17 protein-coding genes and 1 tRNA gene are annotated in these 15,889 nt (G+C 51.2%); 14 read left to right on the plus strand and 4 right to left on the minus strand.

Annotated features, from left to right (window positions below; translation table 11 throughout):
• The first annotated feature begins 28 nt into the window (after positions 1-28).
• The 3 genes from H6A25_RS11960 to H6A25_RS11970 all read left to right on the plus strand — a co-directional run bounded on the left by H6A25_RS11960 (position 29) and on the right by H6A25_RS11970 (position 1,884).
• Positions 29-105 (plus strand) — tRNA-Ile (locus tag H6A25_RS11960).
• Between the two features lie 155 nt (positions 106-260).
• Positions 261-1,535 carry a DUF1576 domain-containing protein gene (locus H6A25_RS11965; protein WP_204752351.1) on the plus strand — a complete coding sequence of 425 codons (1,275 nt, stop codon included), beginning with the start codon at positions 261-263 and terminating at the stop codon, positions 1,533-1,535.
• The gene (locus H6A25_RS11970; protein WP_204752352.1) at positions 1,528-1,884 is read left to right on the plus strand and encodes a hypothetical protein; all 357 of its coding nucleotides are present in this window, start codon (positions 1,528-1,530) and stop codon (positions 1,882-1,884) included. The genes H6A25_RS11965 and H6A25_RS11970 overlap by 8 nt, the downstream gene beginning before the upstream one ends.
• Before the next feature lie 43 nt (positions 1,885-1,927).
• Here H6A25_RS11970 and H6A25_RS11975 read toward each other — a convergent pair whose 3' ends face one another.
• The gene (locus H6A25_RS11975; RefSeq protein WP_204752353.1) at positions 1,928-3,301 is read right to left on the minus strand and encodes an MATE family efflux transporter; all 1,374 of its coding nucleotides are present in this window, start codon (positions 3,299-3,301) and stop codon (positions 1,928-1,930) included.
• A gap of 180 nt (positions 3,302-3,481) precedes the next feature.
• On the opposite strand from H6A25_RS11975, the gene H6A25_RS11980 reads away from it, so the two are divergent.
• Positions 3,482-4,078, plus strand: a complete 597-nt coding sequence (locus H6A25_RS11980) for a hypothetical protein (protein ID WP_204752354.1) — start codon at positions 3,482-3,484, stop codon at positions 4,076-4,078.
• A gap of 52 nt (positions 4,079-4,130) precedes the next feature.
• On the opposite strand, the gene mutY is transcribed toward H6A25_RS11980, so the two are convergent.
• Complete coding sequence (gene mutY / locus H6A25_RS11985; RefSeq protein ID WP_204752355.1) at positions 4,131-5,201, minus strand: A/G-specific adenine glycosylase; 1,071 nt, start codon at positions 5,199-5,201, stop codon at positions 4,131-4,133.
• Positions 5,198-5,869 (minus strand): L-2-amino-thiazoline-4-carboxylic acid hydrolase, encoded by a 672-nt coding sequence (locus tag H6A25_RS11990; RefSeq protein ID WP_204752356.1) that lies wholly within the window; start codon positions 5,867-5,869, stop codon positions 5,198-5,200. Before H6A25_RS11990 ends, mutY begins: the two co-directional genes overlap by 4 nt.
• 207 nt (positions 5,870-6,076) lie before the next feature.
• Between H6A25_RS11990 and H6A25_RS11995 the strand changes: the two genes are divergently transcribed.
• The 5 genes from H6A25_RS11995 (at position 6,077) to H6A25_RS12015 (ending at position 9,953) form a co-directional block, all read left to right on the plus strand.
• Positions 6,077-6,835 (plus strand): ZIP family metal transporter, encoded by a 759-nt coding sequence (locus tag H6A25_RS11995; RefSeq protein ID WP_204752357.1) that lies wholly within the window; start codon positions 6,077-6,079, stop codon positions 6,833-6,835.
• Between the two features lie 119 nt (positions 6,836-6,954).
• A complete protein-coding gene (locus H6A25_RS12000; RefSeq protein ID WP_204752358.1) occupies positions 6,955-7,557 on the plus strand; it encodes a pentapeptide repeat-containing protein in 603 nt (200 codons plus the stop codon).
• A 24-nt stretch (positions 7,558-7,581) separates the two neighbouring features.
• Positions 7,582-7,842, plus strand: coding sequence for a thioredoxin family protein (locus H6A25_RS12005; protein ID WP_204752359.1), 261 nt, complete (start codon positions 7,582-7,584; stop codon positions 7,840-7,842).
• An 80-nt stretch (positions 7,843-7,922) separates the two neighbouring features.
• Complete coding sequence (locus H6A25_RS12010; RefSeq protein ID WP_204752360.1) at positions 7,923-9,407, plus strand: DUF1846 domain-containing protein; 1,485 nt, start codon at positions 7,923-7,925, stop codon at positions 9,405-9,407.
• A gap of 105 nt (positions 9,408-9,512) precedes the next feature.
• Positions 9,513-9,953, plus strand: a complete 441-nt coding sequence (locus H6A25_RS12015; RefSeq protein ID WP_204752361.1) for a hypothetical protein — start codon at positions 9,513-9,515, stop codon at positions 9,951-9,953.
• An 85-nt stretch (positions 9,954-10,038) separates the two neighbouring features.
• Here the strand turns inward: H6A25_RS12015 and H6A25_RS12020 are convergent, their stop codons facing one another.
• Entirely contained in the window at positions 10,039-10,644 is a 606-nt protein-coding gene (locus tag H6A25_RS12020) for a hypothetical protein (RefSeq protein ID WP_204752362.1), read from the minus strand.
• A 122-nt stretch (positions 10,645-10,766) separates the two neighbouring features.
• Between H6A25_RS12020 and H6A25_RS12025 the strand changes: the two genes are divergently transcribed.
• From H6A25_RS12025 to H6A25_RS12045, 5 genes are all read left to right on the plus strand, one after another.
• Positions 10,767-11,162: a replication initiator protein A gene (locus tag H6A25_RS12025; protein WP_204752363.1), complete on the plus strand. Its 396-nt coding sequence runs from the start codon at positions 10,767-10,769 to the stop codon at positions 11,160-11,162.
• A gap of 156 nt (positions 11,163-11,318) precedes the next feature.
• Entirely contained in the window at positions 11,319-12,128 is an 810-nt protein-coding gene (locus H6A25_RS12030) for a ParA family protein (protein WP_204752364.1), read from the plus strand.
• Positions 12,085-13,029, plus strand: coding sequence for a ParB/RepB/Spo0J family partition protein (locus H6A25_RS12035; RefSeq protein ID WP_204752365.1), 945 nt, complete (start codon positions 12,085-12,087; stop codon positions 13,027-13,029). The genes H6A25_RS12030 and H6A25_RS12035 overlap by 44 nt, the downstream gene beginning before the upstream one ends.
• Positions 13,030-13,291: 262 nt before the next feature.
• Entirely contained in the window at positions 13,292-14,410 is a 1,119-nt protein-coding gene (locus H6A25_RS12040) for an AAA family ATPase (protein WP_204752366.1), read from the plus strand.
• A partial coding sequence (locus tag H6A25_RS12045) for a recombinase family protein (protein ID WP_345941612.1) occupies positions 14,407-15,889 on the plus strand: 1,483 nt, incomplete at its 3' end. The genes H6A25_RS12040 and H6A25_RS12045, both read left to right, overlap by 4 nt.

The following is a 15,889-nucleotide window of genomic DNA, read 5'->3' on the forward strand; positions in this document are numbered from 1 at the left end:
CAGAAATGCGGCGGCTTTTTCCATAGCCGGGCCTTTAGCTCAGTTGGTTAGAGCATCCGGCTCATAACCGGACGGTCCCGGGTTCGAGTCCCTGAAGGCCCACCATTTCCCCCAAAAGACACGCCATTCGGCGTGTCTTTTGGTATATACTAAAATGATAGAAAATCGGTGGGGAAGCAAGAGCAGAACTTTGACCCTTGTGCAGGGAAAAGCAATATGGTAAGATAGAAAACAAGTAATGTGCGGAGAAGGGGGCTTGCATGAAAATCACATTCCGATACTCTCAGGATCATTCCAGTGATTATGTGTTTTCCACTTTGCTGTTTTTTGCATTTTCCATGGTGGTTTTTGCCTTTCTGGTGGATTCCCCGATGGCAGTTTTTCGGGGAATGGGGGAGATTCTTACCCAGCCGGCCGCTCTGATTACCGACTATATCGGCATTGCTTCCATGGGGGCGGCGTTTTGTAATGCCGGATTGGTCATGGCTTTTTCGGTATTGCTGCTGCGGGCACTGAAACTTCCTTTTGCTGGAATGAGCATCAGCTGCTGCTTCCTTATGGCGGGTTTCTCCCTTTTTGGGAAAAACCTACTGAATATCCTGCCTATCTTGTTGGGTGCTTTCTGCTACTCTCTGTACCGGAAAGAACATCTGGCCCGGTATATTTATATTGCTTTGTTCGGAACCACTTTGTCTCCCATTGTTACTGAAATGGCTTTGTGGGCCAGAGAGTGGCCCACATTGCCTCGCATGGTTTTTCCCACTTTAGTGGGGCTGCTTATTGGCTTTGTACTGCCTTCCATCGCCGCTTATACCATGCGTGTTCACCAGGGCTATAATCTCTACAATGTAGGGTTTGCAGCTGGCCTGGTGGGGATGGTATTGGTGTCGCTGCTTCGTTCTTTTGGCAGCGATTTTCCCTCCCGCCTGGTGTGGAGTGAAGGCAATAATCTGCCGTTAGGGCTATATCTGCTGGTGATGTTTTTATTGATGATCGGCACCGGCTGGTATTATAATGGCCGTAGTTTTCGGGGATTGTGGCGGCTGACCCGTCACTCGGGGCGTGCCATCGCGGACTTTGTGATGATGGATGGGTATCCGGTGACTTTGATGAATATGGGTGTGGTCGGCCTTTTTGCCACAGGCTATGTTCTGTTGGTGGGCGGACAGCTCAATGGCCCTACCATCGGCGGCGTTTTGACGATTGTGGGATTCGGCGCTTTCGGCAAACATATGCGCAACATCTTCTGGGTGATGCTGGGGGTCGTTATCAGCTCCTGGTGTATGGTGTGGGATCTCACCGACCCGGCGGTTATGCTGGCTGCATTGTTTTCCACGGGTTTGGCTCCCATCGCAGGCCATTTCGGGCCGGTATGGGGTATCATTGCCGGGGTGATTCATGCCTCGGTGGTTCTTAATGTGGGGGTCCTCCATGGAGGATTGAATTTGTATAACAATGGTTTTTCAGCGGGCTTGGTTTGCATTGTACTGCTGCCGCTGATCCAGGCAATAAGGAGAGAAAAGGAACATGAGTGAAATGCGGCAAAAAATCGGCCGGATCATCGATGAGCTGATTATTTTTCAGTTCAACGCCGGAGCCGAGGATATTCATATGGATCTGCACCGCAGGCCGGATGGAATGGAAATTTGCTTTACCAGTTTGTGCAGCGATGGACAGGATATGGAAAAGCAAGTGGATCGGCTGAACCGCTATTTGAAGGTGGGGCGTAATGAGGCTATCGAAGCCTATTTCTGGGGGCTTGCCGGCGAAGATGAGGATTGCCACAATTCGGAATTGCAGCTCATCGGACAAATGGTGGACCAGGCCGAAGCGAGGCTGGAGAACGGACAGCTGATCATTAAGGTATTCCGGAAAAATGATTAAAAGAAAAACAGGGACGATTTTTCATCGTCCCTGTTTTTTGTTCTTACTGGGAAAGAGAAGTGGTGGTTTTCTTCTTTTTAGCCATGCGGCGGAAGAAAATCAGGATCAGGCAGAGCAGTACAAGTCCGCGGAGAATGCTGGTGATGGAAATGCTCCACCAGATGCCGTTGAGTCCCAATGCAGTGCGGGAAAGAACCATAGCCATGGGAATACGGGAAGCCACCAAAAGGGTAGTGGCCAGGGAAGGGGGCAGTGTGTGGCCAAATCCGGCAAAAGCACCGGCGGTAATGATATCCACACACATGGGTATCTGAGAGACACCTAGGATCACCAGATAATCCACGCCCAAAGGCAGAACCGATTCCTGAGGAATAAAGATGCGGAAAATGGGAGCAGCGCAGAAAATCAGCAAGAGGGATGAGAAAATACCCCAGCCCACAATGGTAATCAGACTGGTCCAGTAACCTTTTTTCGCTCGCTGGAGGTTGCCTGCGCCGTAATTCTGCCCCACAAAGGAGCTGACAGCAGCAGAAAAGCCATCGGCTGTCATCCAGGAGATGCTTTCGATCTGACTGCCCACCTTCTGAACGGCCACCGCTGCATCACCCCAGGAGGCGATCAGCCGGGCAATGACCATGGACACCAAAGTAAAGAGCATACTCTGCATGGCAGAAGGCAGGCCGATGCGGAGAAGCTCCCGCAGAAGAGGAAGTTCCGGCCGGCGGCGTATCTGCACATGGCAGAACAGATGGGTATCCCGGCGGGCGTAGAGAAGAAAGATCACAACCACCAGCATCTGTGCCAGAACGGTAGCGGCTGCCGCACCCCCCACGCCCATGGCGGGAATGGGGCCCAGGCCGAAGATCAGCAGAGGATCCAGCACGATGTTGAGCAAAAGCCCTAAGACTGTGGCAATAAATGGGGTTTTGCTGTTGCCTGTAGCGGTGATCAGTCCGGTAAAAACCAAGAGCGTTACCGAAGAAACAATGCCCAGAGAAACGACCACCAGATAGATACGGGCATCCCGCACAACGGTGGGATCGTTCAGATTGAAAAAGCCGATCAAAGGTTTGTTGAAAATCAGCATAATCAAGGTGAAAACTGTGGAGAGCAGAAGTCCCAGCTGAAGGGAGTTCTGGGCAAAGCGCCCGGCCAACGGCGCATCTCCGGCTCCCAGGCTCTGGGCTACCTTTACCTGGCCGCCCATACGGGCCAGCACGGCAATTCCTTGGGAGAGCCACATATACATACCTGCTGCGCCTACGGCGGCTACCGCGCCCGGTCCTACCCGGCCGATCCAGATCATATCGGTCATATTGTAGGCCATGTTGACAAGGGAAGTGGCCATGATGGGCAGAGCCAGTTTGGTGAGAGAGGAAAGAATATTCCCCTCCAGAAGATTCACACGCTTTGACATGGTTTCCTCCAAGTAATGAAATTCCGGACAATACCGACAGAGGATAGTATATCCTGTCTGCTTTCTTTTGGCAAGAGCGGAAGGGGAGAAGAGGGGGAAAAGACTTGCTCCAATAGGGAAATTCTGATATAATAAGTATGCCGAACAGGCCAAACCAGAGAAAGGGAATGGGAGAAAACAATGAATAGCATAAAGCTGAAAAGGTTGGCGGCATTGCTGCTGGCGGCTGGTATGGTTCTCACCCTGGTGGGTTGCAACAAAGATGATGCAGGTACCGATGACAAAGGTACAGACAGCAGTCAGACCGGGGAAAAGGATACCGGTGTCGACAACGAAAATAATGATGAAAATGACGATGAAGGAAACATCACAACCCTGACAGAAGAGGAATACAAGGCCAAGATCACAGAGATCGGCAATAAAGTCGGTGAGCTGACAGAAGATGTCACCGCAGCGCAAAGCCAGGCCACTGAAGATCCCCAGGGGGCTTTGACCAGCCTGACCGAGACGGTCAACCAGATGCGTCCTTTGTATGACGAGCTGGCCAATCTGGCGGCTCCGGAAAATTTTGCCGATGCCCAGGCCAAGATCAAAGAAGGGGCTGAGGCCAGTGTGGAGATCCTGGATCTGACTCTGGAGATGATGGAGCTGGCATCCAATCCTGATACCATAGAAGAAGCTCAGACCAAGATGACGGAGCTGACCGAGAAGATGACTTCTTATTCCGACCAGGCCAGCAAGCTCACCGAAGGCCTTACCGAAGTATTAGGTTCGTAACAGAGACATAAAAAAGAGCCGGACATTTTGTCCTGGCTCTTTTTTGTTGCATTCAGGGATTTTTGTCCAAGATCCATTGAGTGAATGGGCGGAAAGCCGATGGCAGAGCATACTCGTGGGCCAGTTGGTTCGGCGCAGCCCAAAGGCAGTTTGGGGAAGGTGAAAAGGAATGGCATTTTACTTCCCATCCGGTCATCTTCCATTCCACATGGGAAAAAATATGGGTGTGCTGGCCAATGGGTTCCAGTGACAGAGGAACGATGCCCCGCTCAAGTAAGGTTTCCTGAATCTGCTGGGCAGAAAGCACTTCCTCCATGCCGGGAAATTCCCAGAGAGAGGACAACAGTCCTTTGGGTGGCCGTTTCCGCAGAAGAACCTGCTCCCCATTCCACAGAAGCAGAACCGTACGCTCCACCGTTCGCCGGGGTTTTTTGGCCGCTTTTACCGGCAGGGACAGTTCCACTCCCTGGGCCCGGCCCTGGCACAGGGAAAGAAGCGGGCAAGTGAGGCACAAAGGCTGCCCATTGGGCAGGCAGACGGTGGCTCCCAATTCCATCAGCGCCTGGTTGAAATCACCGGGCCGGTCCGGCGGGATCACCTGCGCCACCAGCTGTCGCAGTCTTTTTTTTACAGCGGTATCGGAAACGCAGTCAAAACTGGCCAGAAGGCGAGAGATCACCCGCAGCACATTGCCGTCCACAGCTGGGACGGGCTGGCCGTAGGCGATGGAAGCGATGGCCCCCGCAGAATAGTCTCCGATACCCGGCAGCTTTTGCAGCAAAAGGGGATCAGAAGGCAGCTGGTGGCCAAATTCATCCAGCACCATCCGGGCAGCTTTCTGCAAATTGCGAACACGGCTGTAATACCCCAAGCCTTCCCACAGCTTGAGAAGCTGCTCTTCCGGAGCGTAGGCCAGGCTTTCGATGGTAGGAAGCGCATCCATAAAACGGGTGAAATAGGGAAGTGCAGCCTCTACCCGGGTTTGCTGCAGCATGATCTCCGATACCCACACACGATAAGGTGTGGGATGGCTGCGCCAGGGAAGCACACGGGCCCCTTGGTCGTACCAGTGGAGAAGCGGAGCAGGAATGGCAGAAAGAGGATTGTTTTGTGGGTTACTCATCCGATGGTGTTGAAATCGGTGGAGAGGTACGAACGGAGCGTTTCCATGGCTTCTTCGCCGAAAGCCTGGACAAAGTCCTTTTCCACCTGATCCACTACTTTTTGGCCGTCCTGGGGATAAATGGCCAGGATATTTTTACGGTACGTTTTATACACATGACCGCAATGATATTCCCAAGGCATCTTGGCCTGGGCATTCATGGGCACATCTTCCCCCAGAGCGGCGTCCTTGAAGACCATATCGCAGCAAGGACTGTCATGGAGATAGCTTTTCAGTTCAAAGGTCAGATCCGGGTTAAAACCGCGGACAATGCCCCGGTCGATCTCCTTGCAATAAATCTTGCCGCATTCCACCAGACCCATTTCTTCAAAGGTATCACGCCAAGCACACAAAAAGCTGCGGGTCTCTTTGTCGGGATAAACACCCACTTCTTCCGAACGGCGAGGGAAAGTAGAGGTCCATTCCCCATAGGCCATGTAGGACTTGAAATTCAGCTGATGTCCATCCCGCAAGGCACGCAGCGCCATACGGGCTCCCCGCTGTTCGGCCATCTTTTGGGAGCACTTGACAAAGCAGCCGATACCGGCGCAGCCATACGCCTCTTTCAGGTGTTTGTAAAACAAACCAATGAGGGTAGCGTGGGTCTTTTCATTGAATTTTGTGTTCATCCCGATTTCCTCCTTGTGATTGCCATGTGGAAAAATCCATCCATGGTGATATAATTATTATAATGTGTATCGGGCAAAGCTGCAAGCTTTGTTCCGAAGCATGGGAGCATGAGGGCAGTTTTGGCGGCAATCGACCGTTTGACATGGGCTGCTGGGAAAAATATTTTAGAATATCCTGGCCCCCAAAATAATATCCATAGGGGAGACATGGAAAAAGGGCAGAACGGCCCGGTGAGGAAAGAGGTCATTCAGATGGAGCAGGGAATTTTATTGGCGGTACTGGCCGGCATGGGCGGCACTGGATTGGGAGGACTGGCCGCGGTATTGTGGGGCAAAAAATCGTTGCCTATACAGGGCCTGCTGTATTTTACAGCTGGTATCATGCTGGGCATGGCATTTTTTGATCTTCTGCCGGAAGCGGTGGCCCATGGCACGCTGTGGACAGTGGCCCTGGGGCTTGTGGGCGGAGGTCTGTTGGTATGGGCTGCCGAAAAGGCCGAAAGCAGACGGGAAGGGGAAAAACAGGGGCGGATGGTTTCGGCCGGCCTGATGATGCTGGCTGCTCTGATGCTGCACAATCTGCCGGAAGGCTTTGTCATTGGTGCGGCAGCCGGAGCACATGCATGGGAACGGGCTGGCCTGATCGCCCTGCACAATGTGCCCGGGGGAATGGCCATGGCTTTTCCTCTGCTGCAAGGTGGATTTGCCCGGGGCAAAGTTTTTCTTTTGTCAGTGGTGTGCGGTTTGCCTCTGGTGGCGGGATCGGTACTGGGAACACTGGCTGGGGCGATGCCGGAAGGACTGCTTTCTCTGTGCCTGTCCCTGGCGGCCGGTTCCATGGTCTTTGCCGCAGGATTTGAGATGAGTCAGATGGAACAAAAACAGGGGAAGCTCTGGTTTCTGTGGCTGCTCTTGGGTCTGGCTTTGGCATTTGCCTTGAGCGTAGGTCATGCTCACGCCCATTGATGAGATATTTTCCATGTTGCGCTTTACAATGATCTGCGGATGCAGTAAAATGATTTCATATTGAAAAGAAGTGGCGGAGAAGAAGATTCTCCGCCATCTTAAATTTCGGGGGAATGAGGATGTTTGAACAAAAGGAGTACGATGGGCAGGATTTTACAGGGGTCAAAGAGCCGGAACAGCAGATGGAAGATCTGAAGTTTCACGATTGCCGTTTTGACGGCGGGGACTTTTCTGAATCGGTATTCAAAAACTGCAACTTTGAAAAATGCCGTTTTACAGGAGCCAGGCTGGGGGCCTGCCGATTTGAGAATTGCTCCATTGTCAACTGTACTTTTCAGTACGCCGGTCTTTTTGCAGCGGTATTCGAAGAGTGCAAGCTGACGGGAACGGTGTTTGTGGGGGCCAATACGGCATCCATTCAGATCATCGGTGGCGATTGGTCCTATACCGATCTGCGGGAAATGGATTTCTACAAAATGCAGCTGGAGAACATCAATTTCCGGGGAGCGGATCTGAACCGGGCCAAGCTGGAAAAGTGCCGGATCAAAAACTGTGATTTTGAAGGGGCCATGATCAGCGGCGCCAGTTTCCGGCAATCGGATCTCCGGGACAGCAATCTGAGAGCCACGGATATTTTGGGGGCGGATTTCAGAGAAGCCCGGATCGATGTGCAGCAGGCCATCGATATGGCCCGGGCATTGGGAGCTAAATTTGAGCCATAATAAAAGGGAAAAGGAGGGAATGCTTTGAAAGAAGTCATGTTGTTTGTGCTGAAAAACTGTCCGTATTGCGTGGAGGCCCTCAAGTGGCAGGAAGAGTTGATGGAGGAATACCCGGAGCTGCGGGAGATCCCTGTCCGTGTGGTGGACGAGAGAAAAGAAGCGGCCCTGGCCGATTCCTATGATTATTATTATGTCCCTTGCTATTTTGTGGGCGGGGTGAAAATGCATGAGGGAGCCGCCAGCAGGGAAAAAGTGGAGAATGCTTTGCGCAGCGCTTTTTTGTAATAAAAGACATTGAAAAATGGTGGGGGCAGTGTTATAATGTAAAACATTGTTGCAATAAAATGAATATGGGGGTATGATCTATGGTTCGAACAGGTTTTGACAATGAGCAATATCTGAGCATGCAGTCCCAGCATATCCTGGAGAGAATCAAGCAGTTTGGCGGCAAGCTTTATCTGGAGTTTGGCGGCAAGCTGTTTGATGATTTCCACGCATCCCGGGTGCTGCCTGGTTTTGCGCCTGACAGCAAGGTGCGTATGCTTCAGACCTTGGCAGACAAGGCCGAGGTGGTGATGGCCATCAACGCTGCCGATATTGAGAAAAACAAAGTCCGGGGCGATTTGGGCATCACTTACGATGCCGATGTGCTGCGTCTCATCGACGCATTCCGCAGCATCGGGCTTTATGTTGGCAGTGTGGTGATCACCCGTTACAACGGACAAGCTGCTGCCGACCAGTTTAAAACCAAGCTGGAGCACCTGGGACTGAAGGTCTACCTCCATTATCCCATTCCCGGCTATCCCACCAATGTGCCGCTTATTGTCAGCGACGAAGGGTATGGCAAAAACCAGTATGTGGAGACCTCCCGTCCCCTGGTAGTGGTGACGGCTCCCGGCCCGGGCAGCGGCAAAATGGCTGTGTGCCTTTCTCAGCTGTACCATGAGTACAAGCGGGGCATCAGCGCGGGATATGCCAAGTTTGAAACTTTCCCTGTGTGGAATCTGCCCCTCAAGCACCCGGTGAACCTGGCCTATGAAGCAGCTACCGCAGATCTCAACGATGTGAATATGATCGACCCCTATCACCTGGAAGCTTATGGTAAAACTGCGGTGAATTACAACCGGGATATCGAAGTGTTCCCGGTACTCAATACCATGTTTGAGACCATTGCGGGAGAAAGTCCTTACAAATCCCCCACTGATATGGGCGTCAATATGGCAGGCTTCTGCGTAACCGATGATGAAGCAGTGCGAGAAGCGGCCAAAATGGAGATTGTCCGCCGTTATTATAAGGTGATGTGCGATTACCGGGTGGGCCGCGTGGATGAAGAAGCGGTGCACAAGGTGGAAAGCGTCATGACCCAGGCGGGAGTGGATCCCTCCATGCGTCCTGTGGTCCAGCCGGCCATTGACAAAGCGGAAGAAACCGGAGAACCGGCCGCAGCCATGGAATTGCCCGATGGAACCATTGTTACCGGCAAAACATCTTCTTTGCTGGGGGCGTCTTCCGCTATGCTCATCAATGCGCTGAAATATCTGGGCGGTATCAATCCGGATATTCATCTACTTTCTCCCACGATCATTGAACCGATCCAGCGTTTGAAAACCGGATATTTGGGCAATAAAAACCCCCGTCTGCACACCGATGAAGTGCTGATTGCCCTGACCATCAGTGCCGCTACCAATCCGGTGGCCGAGCTGGCTGTCAAACAGCTGGGGAAACTCAAGGGCTGCGAAGCCCATTCCACTGTGATCCTGGCTCAGGTGGATGACAATGTTTTCCGCAATCTGGGAGTTAATCTCACTTGCGAACCCAATTACCAGACAAAGAAACTGTTTCATAAATAGCTTTTCTCCAGAAAACATTGATATGCCGCGGAATCTTTCCGCGGCATATTTTTTGTATATTTCCCCCTGGATCTGTTTACACTAGACGATACTGGGGGAAAAGAAATGAAAATTGCAGTGATAGGGGAAGGAAAAAGAAAAGCGGCAAGATATCTGCAGCAGTTGGCCGCCCAGCAAGGGATCTTTTTGGAACAAGTGCCCTTGCAAAGGGGGGGAGTGTATGATGTGATTCTGGCCGGACCGATGTCAGGGGTGGAAGAAATTCCTGCGTGCAGCACATACGCTCTGGTGGCGTATGGAAAGGATGCCGCTGGGTTATCCCGCTGTTTGCAGGCCCAGACGGTGATCACCTATGGTACCGAAAGGAGCACCCTCTCTTTGTCCTCCACCGAAGGAGGGGGGATGGTATCACAGCAAAGGGAGATTATGGATGTTTATGGAAGCGCACAGCCCATTGGTGAAATTCGTTTGCCGGAGGGTCTGTCCGCTCAATGGGCCTGCGGAGCGGCCGGCGCTCTTTTGGCCTGCGGCTGGAAGGGAATTTAGTTTTTGGCACTGCTTTGGTCATTCCCTCCTGTTCTCTGAATAAGAAAAGCGCCCCTGTGCAAACAGGGGCGCTTTTTCGCGGGATCTAAGAAAGCTTTACAACGGTTAGGTTCAGGTTGGTGTAATTGGTCGGGTAGGTGTTGGTGGTGTCGTTGACCAACTGCAAGGAAGTGGGGTCGGTGGCGCGGAGCAGGAAAGTCGAGGACAACGGCATGATGTCGCCCCGTTCCTGCAGGGCCAAAGACTGGGAAGTGGGGATCGTGGCTCCATTTGCCTGAGCCGCTAAGGTGGTGATCGCAGTGGAGCCGGAACCAGTTCCGCCAGACTCCGAGTTGACTGTATAGCTCACCAGATAGGTACCAGCCGGCAATGTCACGATTGTGCCGTTGACGGTGATACCGCTGTTGGGCGAGTTGTAGCTGATAGTCAAAGGAAGCGCCTGTTTGGCATTCAGAGTCACCGAGGGGTTGGTGGCCCACAGAGAGCTGGAAGTAGCAGGGGTGCCGTCGGTGCCCTGGGGAATGGTAAAGTCCAGAATGGCGTTTTGCGGCGATCCCACATTGGTTACAGCGGCTTGTGTGCCAGGGGCACCTGTGGTGACATTGCCCACCGCCAGAGTGGCAGCGGTTCCTGTTTCTCCGCTGGGCCCGGTAGGTCCGGTGGGTCCAGTAGGCCCGGTCGGGGCGATCATATTAGGAAATCGGCTGGAACCCTTGGAAATCAAGGAAAATGCAAAAATAATATCTATCACATTACGCAAATCGCCGTCCGAAGAGAAATCTCCGGGCGGTATTTTTATGAGGAAGTATGCTTATGGAAGATACCAAAACACCCAATCGTTCATCCTTTCCATATTATTATGGCTGTGAGGGAGAGCAGTTTTCTTTTTATCGCATTCCCAAACTGCTGATGACTTCGGAACACTTCAGAAAGCTTTCCACCGATGCCAAAGTGTTGTACGGCCTGATGCTGGACCGAATAAGCCTGTCCATGAAAAACCGCTGGTTGGACGATCAGGGCCGGGTGTATATCTTTTTTCCAGTGGAAGAGGTCATGCAGATGCTGCATTGCAAAAGCGAAAAGGCCACAAAACTCCTGGCGGAACTGGACAGCAAAAAGGGCATCGGACTGATCGAAAGGGTGCGGCAGGGCCAGGGGAAGCCATCCATCATCTATATCAAAAATTTCGCAGGGAAAGAACTGGGGTAATCCGAAAGGCCGTATTTTCGAAAATCGAAAAGGTAGGGATCGGTATGCCCCTTTTTGACTTTCGAAAAACGAAGAACAACAGTTTCGGAAACCGAAAGGAAATAAGACGGATAGAGTAAGACAAGTATACCAGCTGAAAGAGAAAGAAGGCGTTTTATGAAAACCATTGCGTTGGCAAATCAGAAGGGAGGGGTGGGGAAAACCACCACGGCGGCCAGTCTGGGCATTGGTCTTGCACGGAAGGGCAGAAGAGTGCTGCTGATCGATGCCGATGCCCAGGGGAATCTGACCCAGATACTGGGATGGTCCCAACCAGACGAGCTTTCTCCCACCTTGGCAGACCTGATGGAGAAAATCATCACCGACCAGCCTGTGGTGCTGGGAGAAGGCATTTTACAGCACCGGGACGGCGTTCATCTGCTTCCGGCCAACATCGAGCTTTCTGCCACGGAGGTGACACTGGTCAATACCATAAGCCGGGAAACGGTGCTGCGGCAATATCTTTCCACGGTGAAGGGAAAGTATGATTATGCCATCATCGACTGTATGCCTTCTCTGGGGATGCTGACCATCAACGCTCTGACTGCAGCAGACAGCGTGATCATCCCGGTACAGGCCCATTATCTCCCGGCCAAAGGTCTGGAGCAGCTGCTGAAAACTGTGGCCCGTGTCAAGCGGCAGCTCAATCCCAGGCTGGAGGTGGAGGGCATTCTGCTGACCATGGTGGACAGCCGCACCACTCTGGCCAAGGGCATTGGAGAGCTGCTCCGGAATACCTATGGCAGCCGGGTTTTTGCCAGCGAGATTCCGCGCTCCATCCGGGCAGCGGAGATCAGCGTAGAGAACAAAAGCATCTTTGAGCACGATCCAGGAGGAAAGGTGGCGCAGGCTTATGCAAATCTGACGAAAGAGGTGCTGAACTGTGGCAAGCAGCGTGAAAAACATTCAGTTGACCAAGTTCGATGACCTGTTCAAATCACAGGAAGAGCGGCAGGCGGACCAGGGAGAGCAGGTGAAGATTCTTCCGGCCGACCAGGTTTTTCCCTATCAGCGCCAGCCCTACACCATTGACCGTCCCACAGCCGATTTGGTGCGGCTGATGGACAGCGTGGAGCAGTTTGGGATTATGGAACCGATGATTGTCCGACCTCGCAAGGAAGGAGGATATGAGATCATAGCCGGACATCGGCGGGACTACTGTGCACGGGCCGTAGGGCTGGATACCCGTCCGGCCATTGTCCGATCCTATTCGGACGAGGAAGCAGACATTCTGGTGGTGGACTTCAATATCAATCGGGAGGATCTGCTGCCCAGTGAAAAGGCCAGGGCATATAAGCTGAAGCTGGATGCCATGAAACGGCAGGGGGAGCGAAGTGATTTAACTTCGGACCAAGTTGGTCCGAAGTTGGAGGGGCAGCGTGCCAATGAACTTTTAGCCCAACAAGTGCAAGAGAGTAAAACACAAGTCCAGCGGTATATCCGGCTGAATAAGCTCATTCCAGCCCTGATGGATCAGGTGGACAACGGCACATTGAAGCTTGTGGCTGCTGCGGATTTTCTCTCCCACCTGACGGAGAAGGAACAATCCTGCCTGCTTCTGGTGATGGAGCAGGATGAAGCAATTCCCTCCATAGCACAGGCCCGGCAGATGAAAGAGCTGAGTCAGGAAGGGAAGCTGGAACAGGATCAGATCGAACGGATCATGAGGGAGGAGAAACCGCTGGAGCACAAGATCACATTGGATGGGAAGTGGGTTCAAAAGCGCTTTCCCAAACATATGACGCCCCGGCAGATCAAAGAACGGATCAACAAGGCGCTGGACCTTCTGGAGCGGATGGAGCACCAAAAACAAGGACACCAGAGGTGAGCGGCTACACTTGGCATGCAGATCAATAAGAAGAAAAAGTACACGGTTTTGCCCCGTGTGCTTTTCTGTTTGAGAGAAGCAATCTGCATTGAGTATCTTTTGGTGTATGAATTCCAAAGAAGTCCATATAATCTTTTTTGAAGGTAAAAATATGGTATATCCAGCGGAAACAAAACTTCGAAATGAATTTAAACAAAAATATTGTTTAAATCAGTTTCTGTGCTATAATAAATATAGATGGAAGCAAAGGAGGAAGTGTTGGATGAAACTGTTGAGGATTCGTGCATCAAACTATAAAAATTGCTGCGATGATTTTACAATCGATCTTGTGGCAAAATCCAAGAAAACTAGTGAAGATAAGGAATATGAGCTGCAGGAAATTGCAGAAGAACTGTATGCGTTTAATACGATGGCCTTTGTTGGAAAAAATGCATCCGGCAAAACTTCTGCAATTGAGCTGATGGAATGCGGTTATTCTATTCTCAGTGAATTTCGTTTGGAAAATAAGCACTATGATTATGACAATGTAAAATTGGAAATCATGTTCTATCATGAGGACTACATTTATAAATACAATACCATTTTGAAAGCAGATCCGAATTTGGGAAGCCGGGCCAATTTTACAGAGCAGCATATCTATCGGAAAAAGTACTACAAATCCAATGTGAATAAAATTTATTCTGACGAAGGGTTTGAAGAGATCAAGGATTTGGGAGAGCTTCCGGAAGACACATCCATTGTGTTCTTTGTGCTCAAAAAGAAGGCCACCCGCGCAGTTTACTTCAATTGCGAGGGTGAGGGCGCAGACACATATCGCCTGGTGTTCAAAGCGATGAAGACCTATGAAATATCGAAAGAAGTTCTGGCCAAGGTCATTAAGATTTTCGATGACAAAATTCAGAGCTTGGAGATGATGGATGAAAAGAATTATAGGCTCGTCTATCAGGACTGTGTCAAAGAACTCTCTGATTCTGAATTGGTTTATATGCTTTCCAGTGGTACAACGAAGGGCGTTCTGCTCTATATTTTTGTGGTTGCGGCGCTGGAAAATGGGTTTGATCTGCTGATCGATGAAGTGGAAAATCATTTTCACAAAACTTTGGTGGAAAATATGATCAGCCTATTCAAGGATAAGACGGTGAATAAGAAATCGGCTACACTGATATTCACAACCCATTATTGTGAAGTTCTGGACTTGTTTAATCGCCAGGATAACATTTGGATCGCCAAATCGGATCACGAAATTTATCTGGATAATATGTATGAAACCTACAACATCAGATCAGAGCTTTTGAAAAGCCGACAGTTTTACAACGATGTTTTTCATACTTCCGTGAATTATGAAGATCTCATGGCCTTGAAAAAGGAGCTAATGAGATGAAATATCTGATTATGTGTGAGGGACCAAATGAGCTTGAGATCATTAAAATGCTGTTGGAACATGATAAGCTGATATTTACAGAAGATGATTTGCTGAACTTGGTTCCCTATCATGCAAGGCAGATCGGAAAAAGTTCTGCTGTAAAAGCTGCACTCAATCTGTATCATGGGGATGTCCATGTTTTGAGAATCGGCGACAAATTAAGTGACCAACTGACGATTCCCAAAGAATACAAAGGCCAAATTAAGGATGTGAAGAAGTACTGCACAAAACCGGAACTGGAGATGCTGCTTCTTATTTCGGAAGGTTTGGATGCTGAATTTGAAAAGGAGAAATCCAAAAAGAGTCCCAAAATCTTTAGCAAAGAACATATAGTGTATCATGAGTTTTACGCCCGCGATACCAGCCGGAAAATCCGCTCCGTGTTCAAGCCCAAGGGCATGAGCGGCAAGCACCTGACCGGCACCGTTATCTACGGCTATCTGTGGGACGAGAAGCGGGAACACTGGCTTGTTGACGAAGAAGCCGCCGAAGTGGTACGCCGCATCTTTTCCCTGACGATGGAGGGCTACGGCCCCTATCAGATCGCAACCAAGTTGTCAGAAGAAAAAATCGAAATGCCCGCCGTTCACCTTGCCCGCTATGGCGAAGGAGTAAACAAGAACAAGACCTTTGCGGATATTTATCGTTGGAGTGCCTCTACCGTTGTTGAAATCCTGAAAAAGCGGGAGTATTTAGGCCATACAGTCAATTTCAAGACCCGCAAGCACTTCAAGGACAAGAAAAGCCACTATGTTGACGAAAGCGAGTGGACGATTTTCGAGAATACCCATGAGGCCATCATCGACCAGGAAACCTTTGACAATGTGCAGCGCATCCGGGCAAATGTCCGGCGCTACCCGGATGGCTGGGGCGAGGCCCACCCTCTGACCGGCCTGATGTACTGCGCCGACTGCGGCGGCAAGATGTATGTCCATCGCGTCAATAACGGCAAGCGTGACCCACAGTTTACTTGCAGCCAGTACAGCAAGTACCCTATCGGCTCCCTTTGCCCCACACAGCACCGCATCCGGGCCGAGGCTGTCCTGACCCTGATAACCGATATGCTCCGGGCCATCGCGGAGTATTCCAAGAATGACCGGGCCGAGTTTATCCGCACCGTCCAGGAAACGCAGGCCGCCCAGCAGACCGCCGATATATCCAAGAAGCGGAAACGGCTGGCCGCCGCCCAAAAGCGGGCCGGGGAACTGGAAAAGCTGATTTGCAAAATCTATGAGGACAACGCCCTGGGCAAGCTGCCGGACGCCCGGTATGAGGCCCTGGACGCACAGTATGCCAAAGAGCAGGACGCTCTCCATGCGGAAATCACGGAACTGGAAAAGGCCGTTACCGGCTATGAGCAGAGCCGGAAATCTGCGGAGAAGTTTATTGCCCTGATTGATAAGTACGAGAACTTCGACACGCTGACAAACACCATGC

Source organism: Intestinimonas butyriciproducens (assembly GCF_016901775.1).
GTDB lineage: Bacteria > Bacillota > Clostridia > Oscillospirales > Butyricicoccaceae > Pseudobutyricicoccus.

Coding starts and splice junctions, on each gene's coding strand:
- mutY (WP_204752355.1), bottom strand. CDS start 5,201: ATGAGTAACCCACAAAACAATCCTCTTTCTGCCATTCCTGCTCCGCTT.
- H6A25_RS11980 (WP_204752354.1), top strand. CDS start 3,482: ATGAATAGCATAAAGCTGAAAAGGTTGGCGGCATTGCTGCTGGCGGCT.
- H6A25_RS11995 (WP_204752357.1), top strand. CDS start 6,077: ATGGAAAAAGGGCAGAACGGCCCGGTGAGGAAAGAGGTCATTCAGATG.
- H6A25_RS11990 (WP_204752356.1), bottom strand. CDS start 5,869: ATGAACACAAAATTCAATGAAAAGACCCACGCTACCCTCATTGGTTTG.
- H6A25_RS12040 (WP_204752366.1), top strand. CDS start 13,292: ATGAAACTGTTGAGGATTCGTGCATCAAACTATAAAAATTGCTGCGAT.
- H6A25_RS12000 (WP_204752358.1), top strand. CDS start 6,955: ATGTTTGAACAAAAGGAGTACGATGGGCAGGATTTTACAGGGGTCAAA.
- H6A25_RS11965 (WP_204752351.1), top strand. CDS start 261: ATGAAAATCACATTCCGATACTCTCAGGATCATTCCAGTGATTATGTG.
- H6A25_RS12010 (WP_204752360.1), top strand. CDS start 7,923: ATGGTTCGAACAGGTTTTGACAATGAGCAATATCTGAGCATGCAGTCC.
- H6A25_RS12015 (WP_204752361.1), top strand. CDS start 9,513: ATGAAAATTGCAGTGATAGGGGAAGGAAAAAGAAAAGCGGCAAGATAT.
- H6A25_RS12025 (WP_204752363.1), top strand. CDS start 10,767: ATGGAAGATACCAAAACACCCAATCGTTCATCCTTTCCATATTATTAT.
- H6A25_RS11975 (WP_204752353.1), bottom strand. CDS start 3,301: ATGTCAAAGCGTGTGAATCTTCTGGAGGGGAATATTCTTTCCTCTCTC.
- H6A25_RS12030 (WP_204752364.1), top strand. CDS start 11,319: ATGAAAACCATTGCGTTGGCAAATCAGAAGGGAGGGGTGGGGAAAACC.
- H6A25_RS12020 (WP_204752362.1), bottom strand. CDS start 10,644: ATGATCGCCCCGACCGGGCCTACTGGACCCACCGGACCTACCGGGCCC.
- H6A25_RS11970 (WP_204752352.1), top strand. CDS start 1,528: ATGAGTGAAATGCGGCAAAAAATCGGCCGGATCATCGATGAGCTGATT.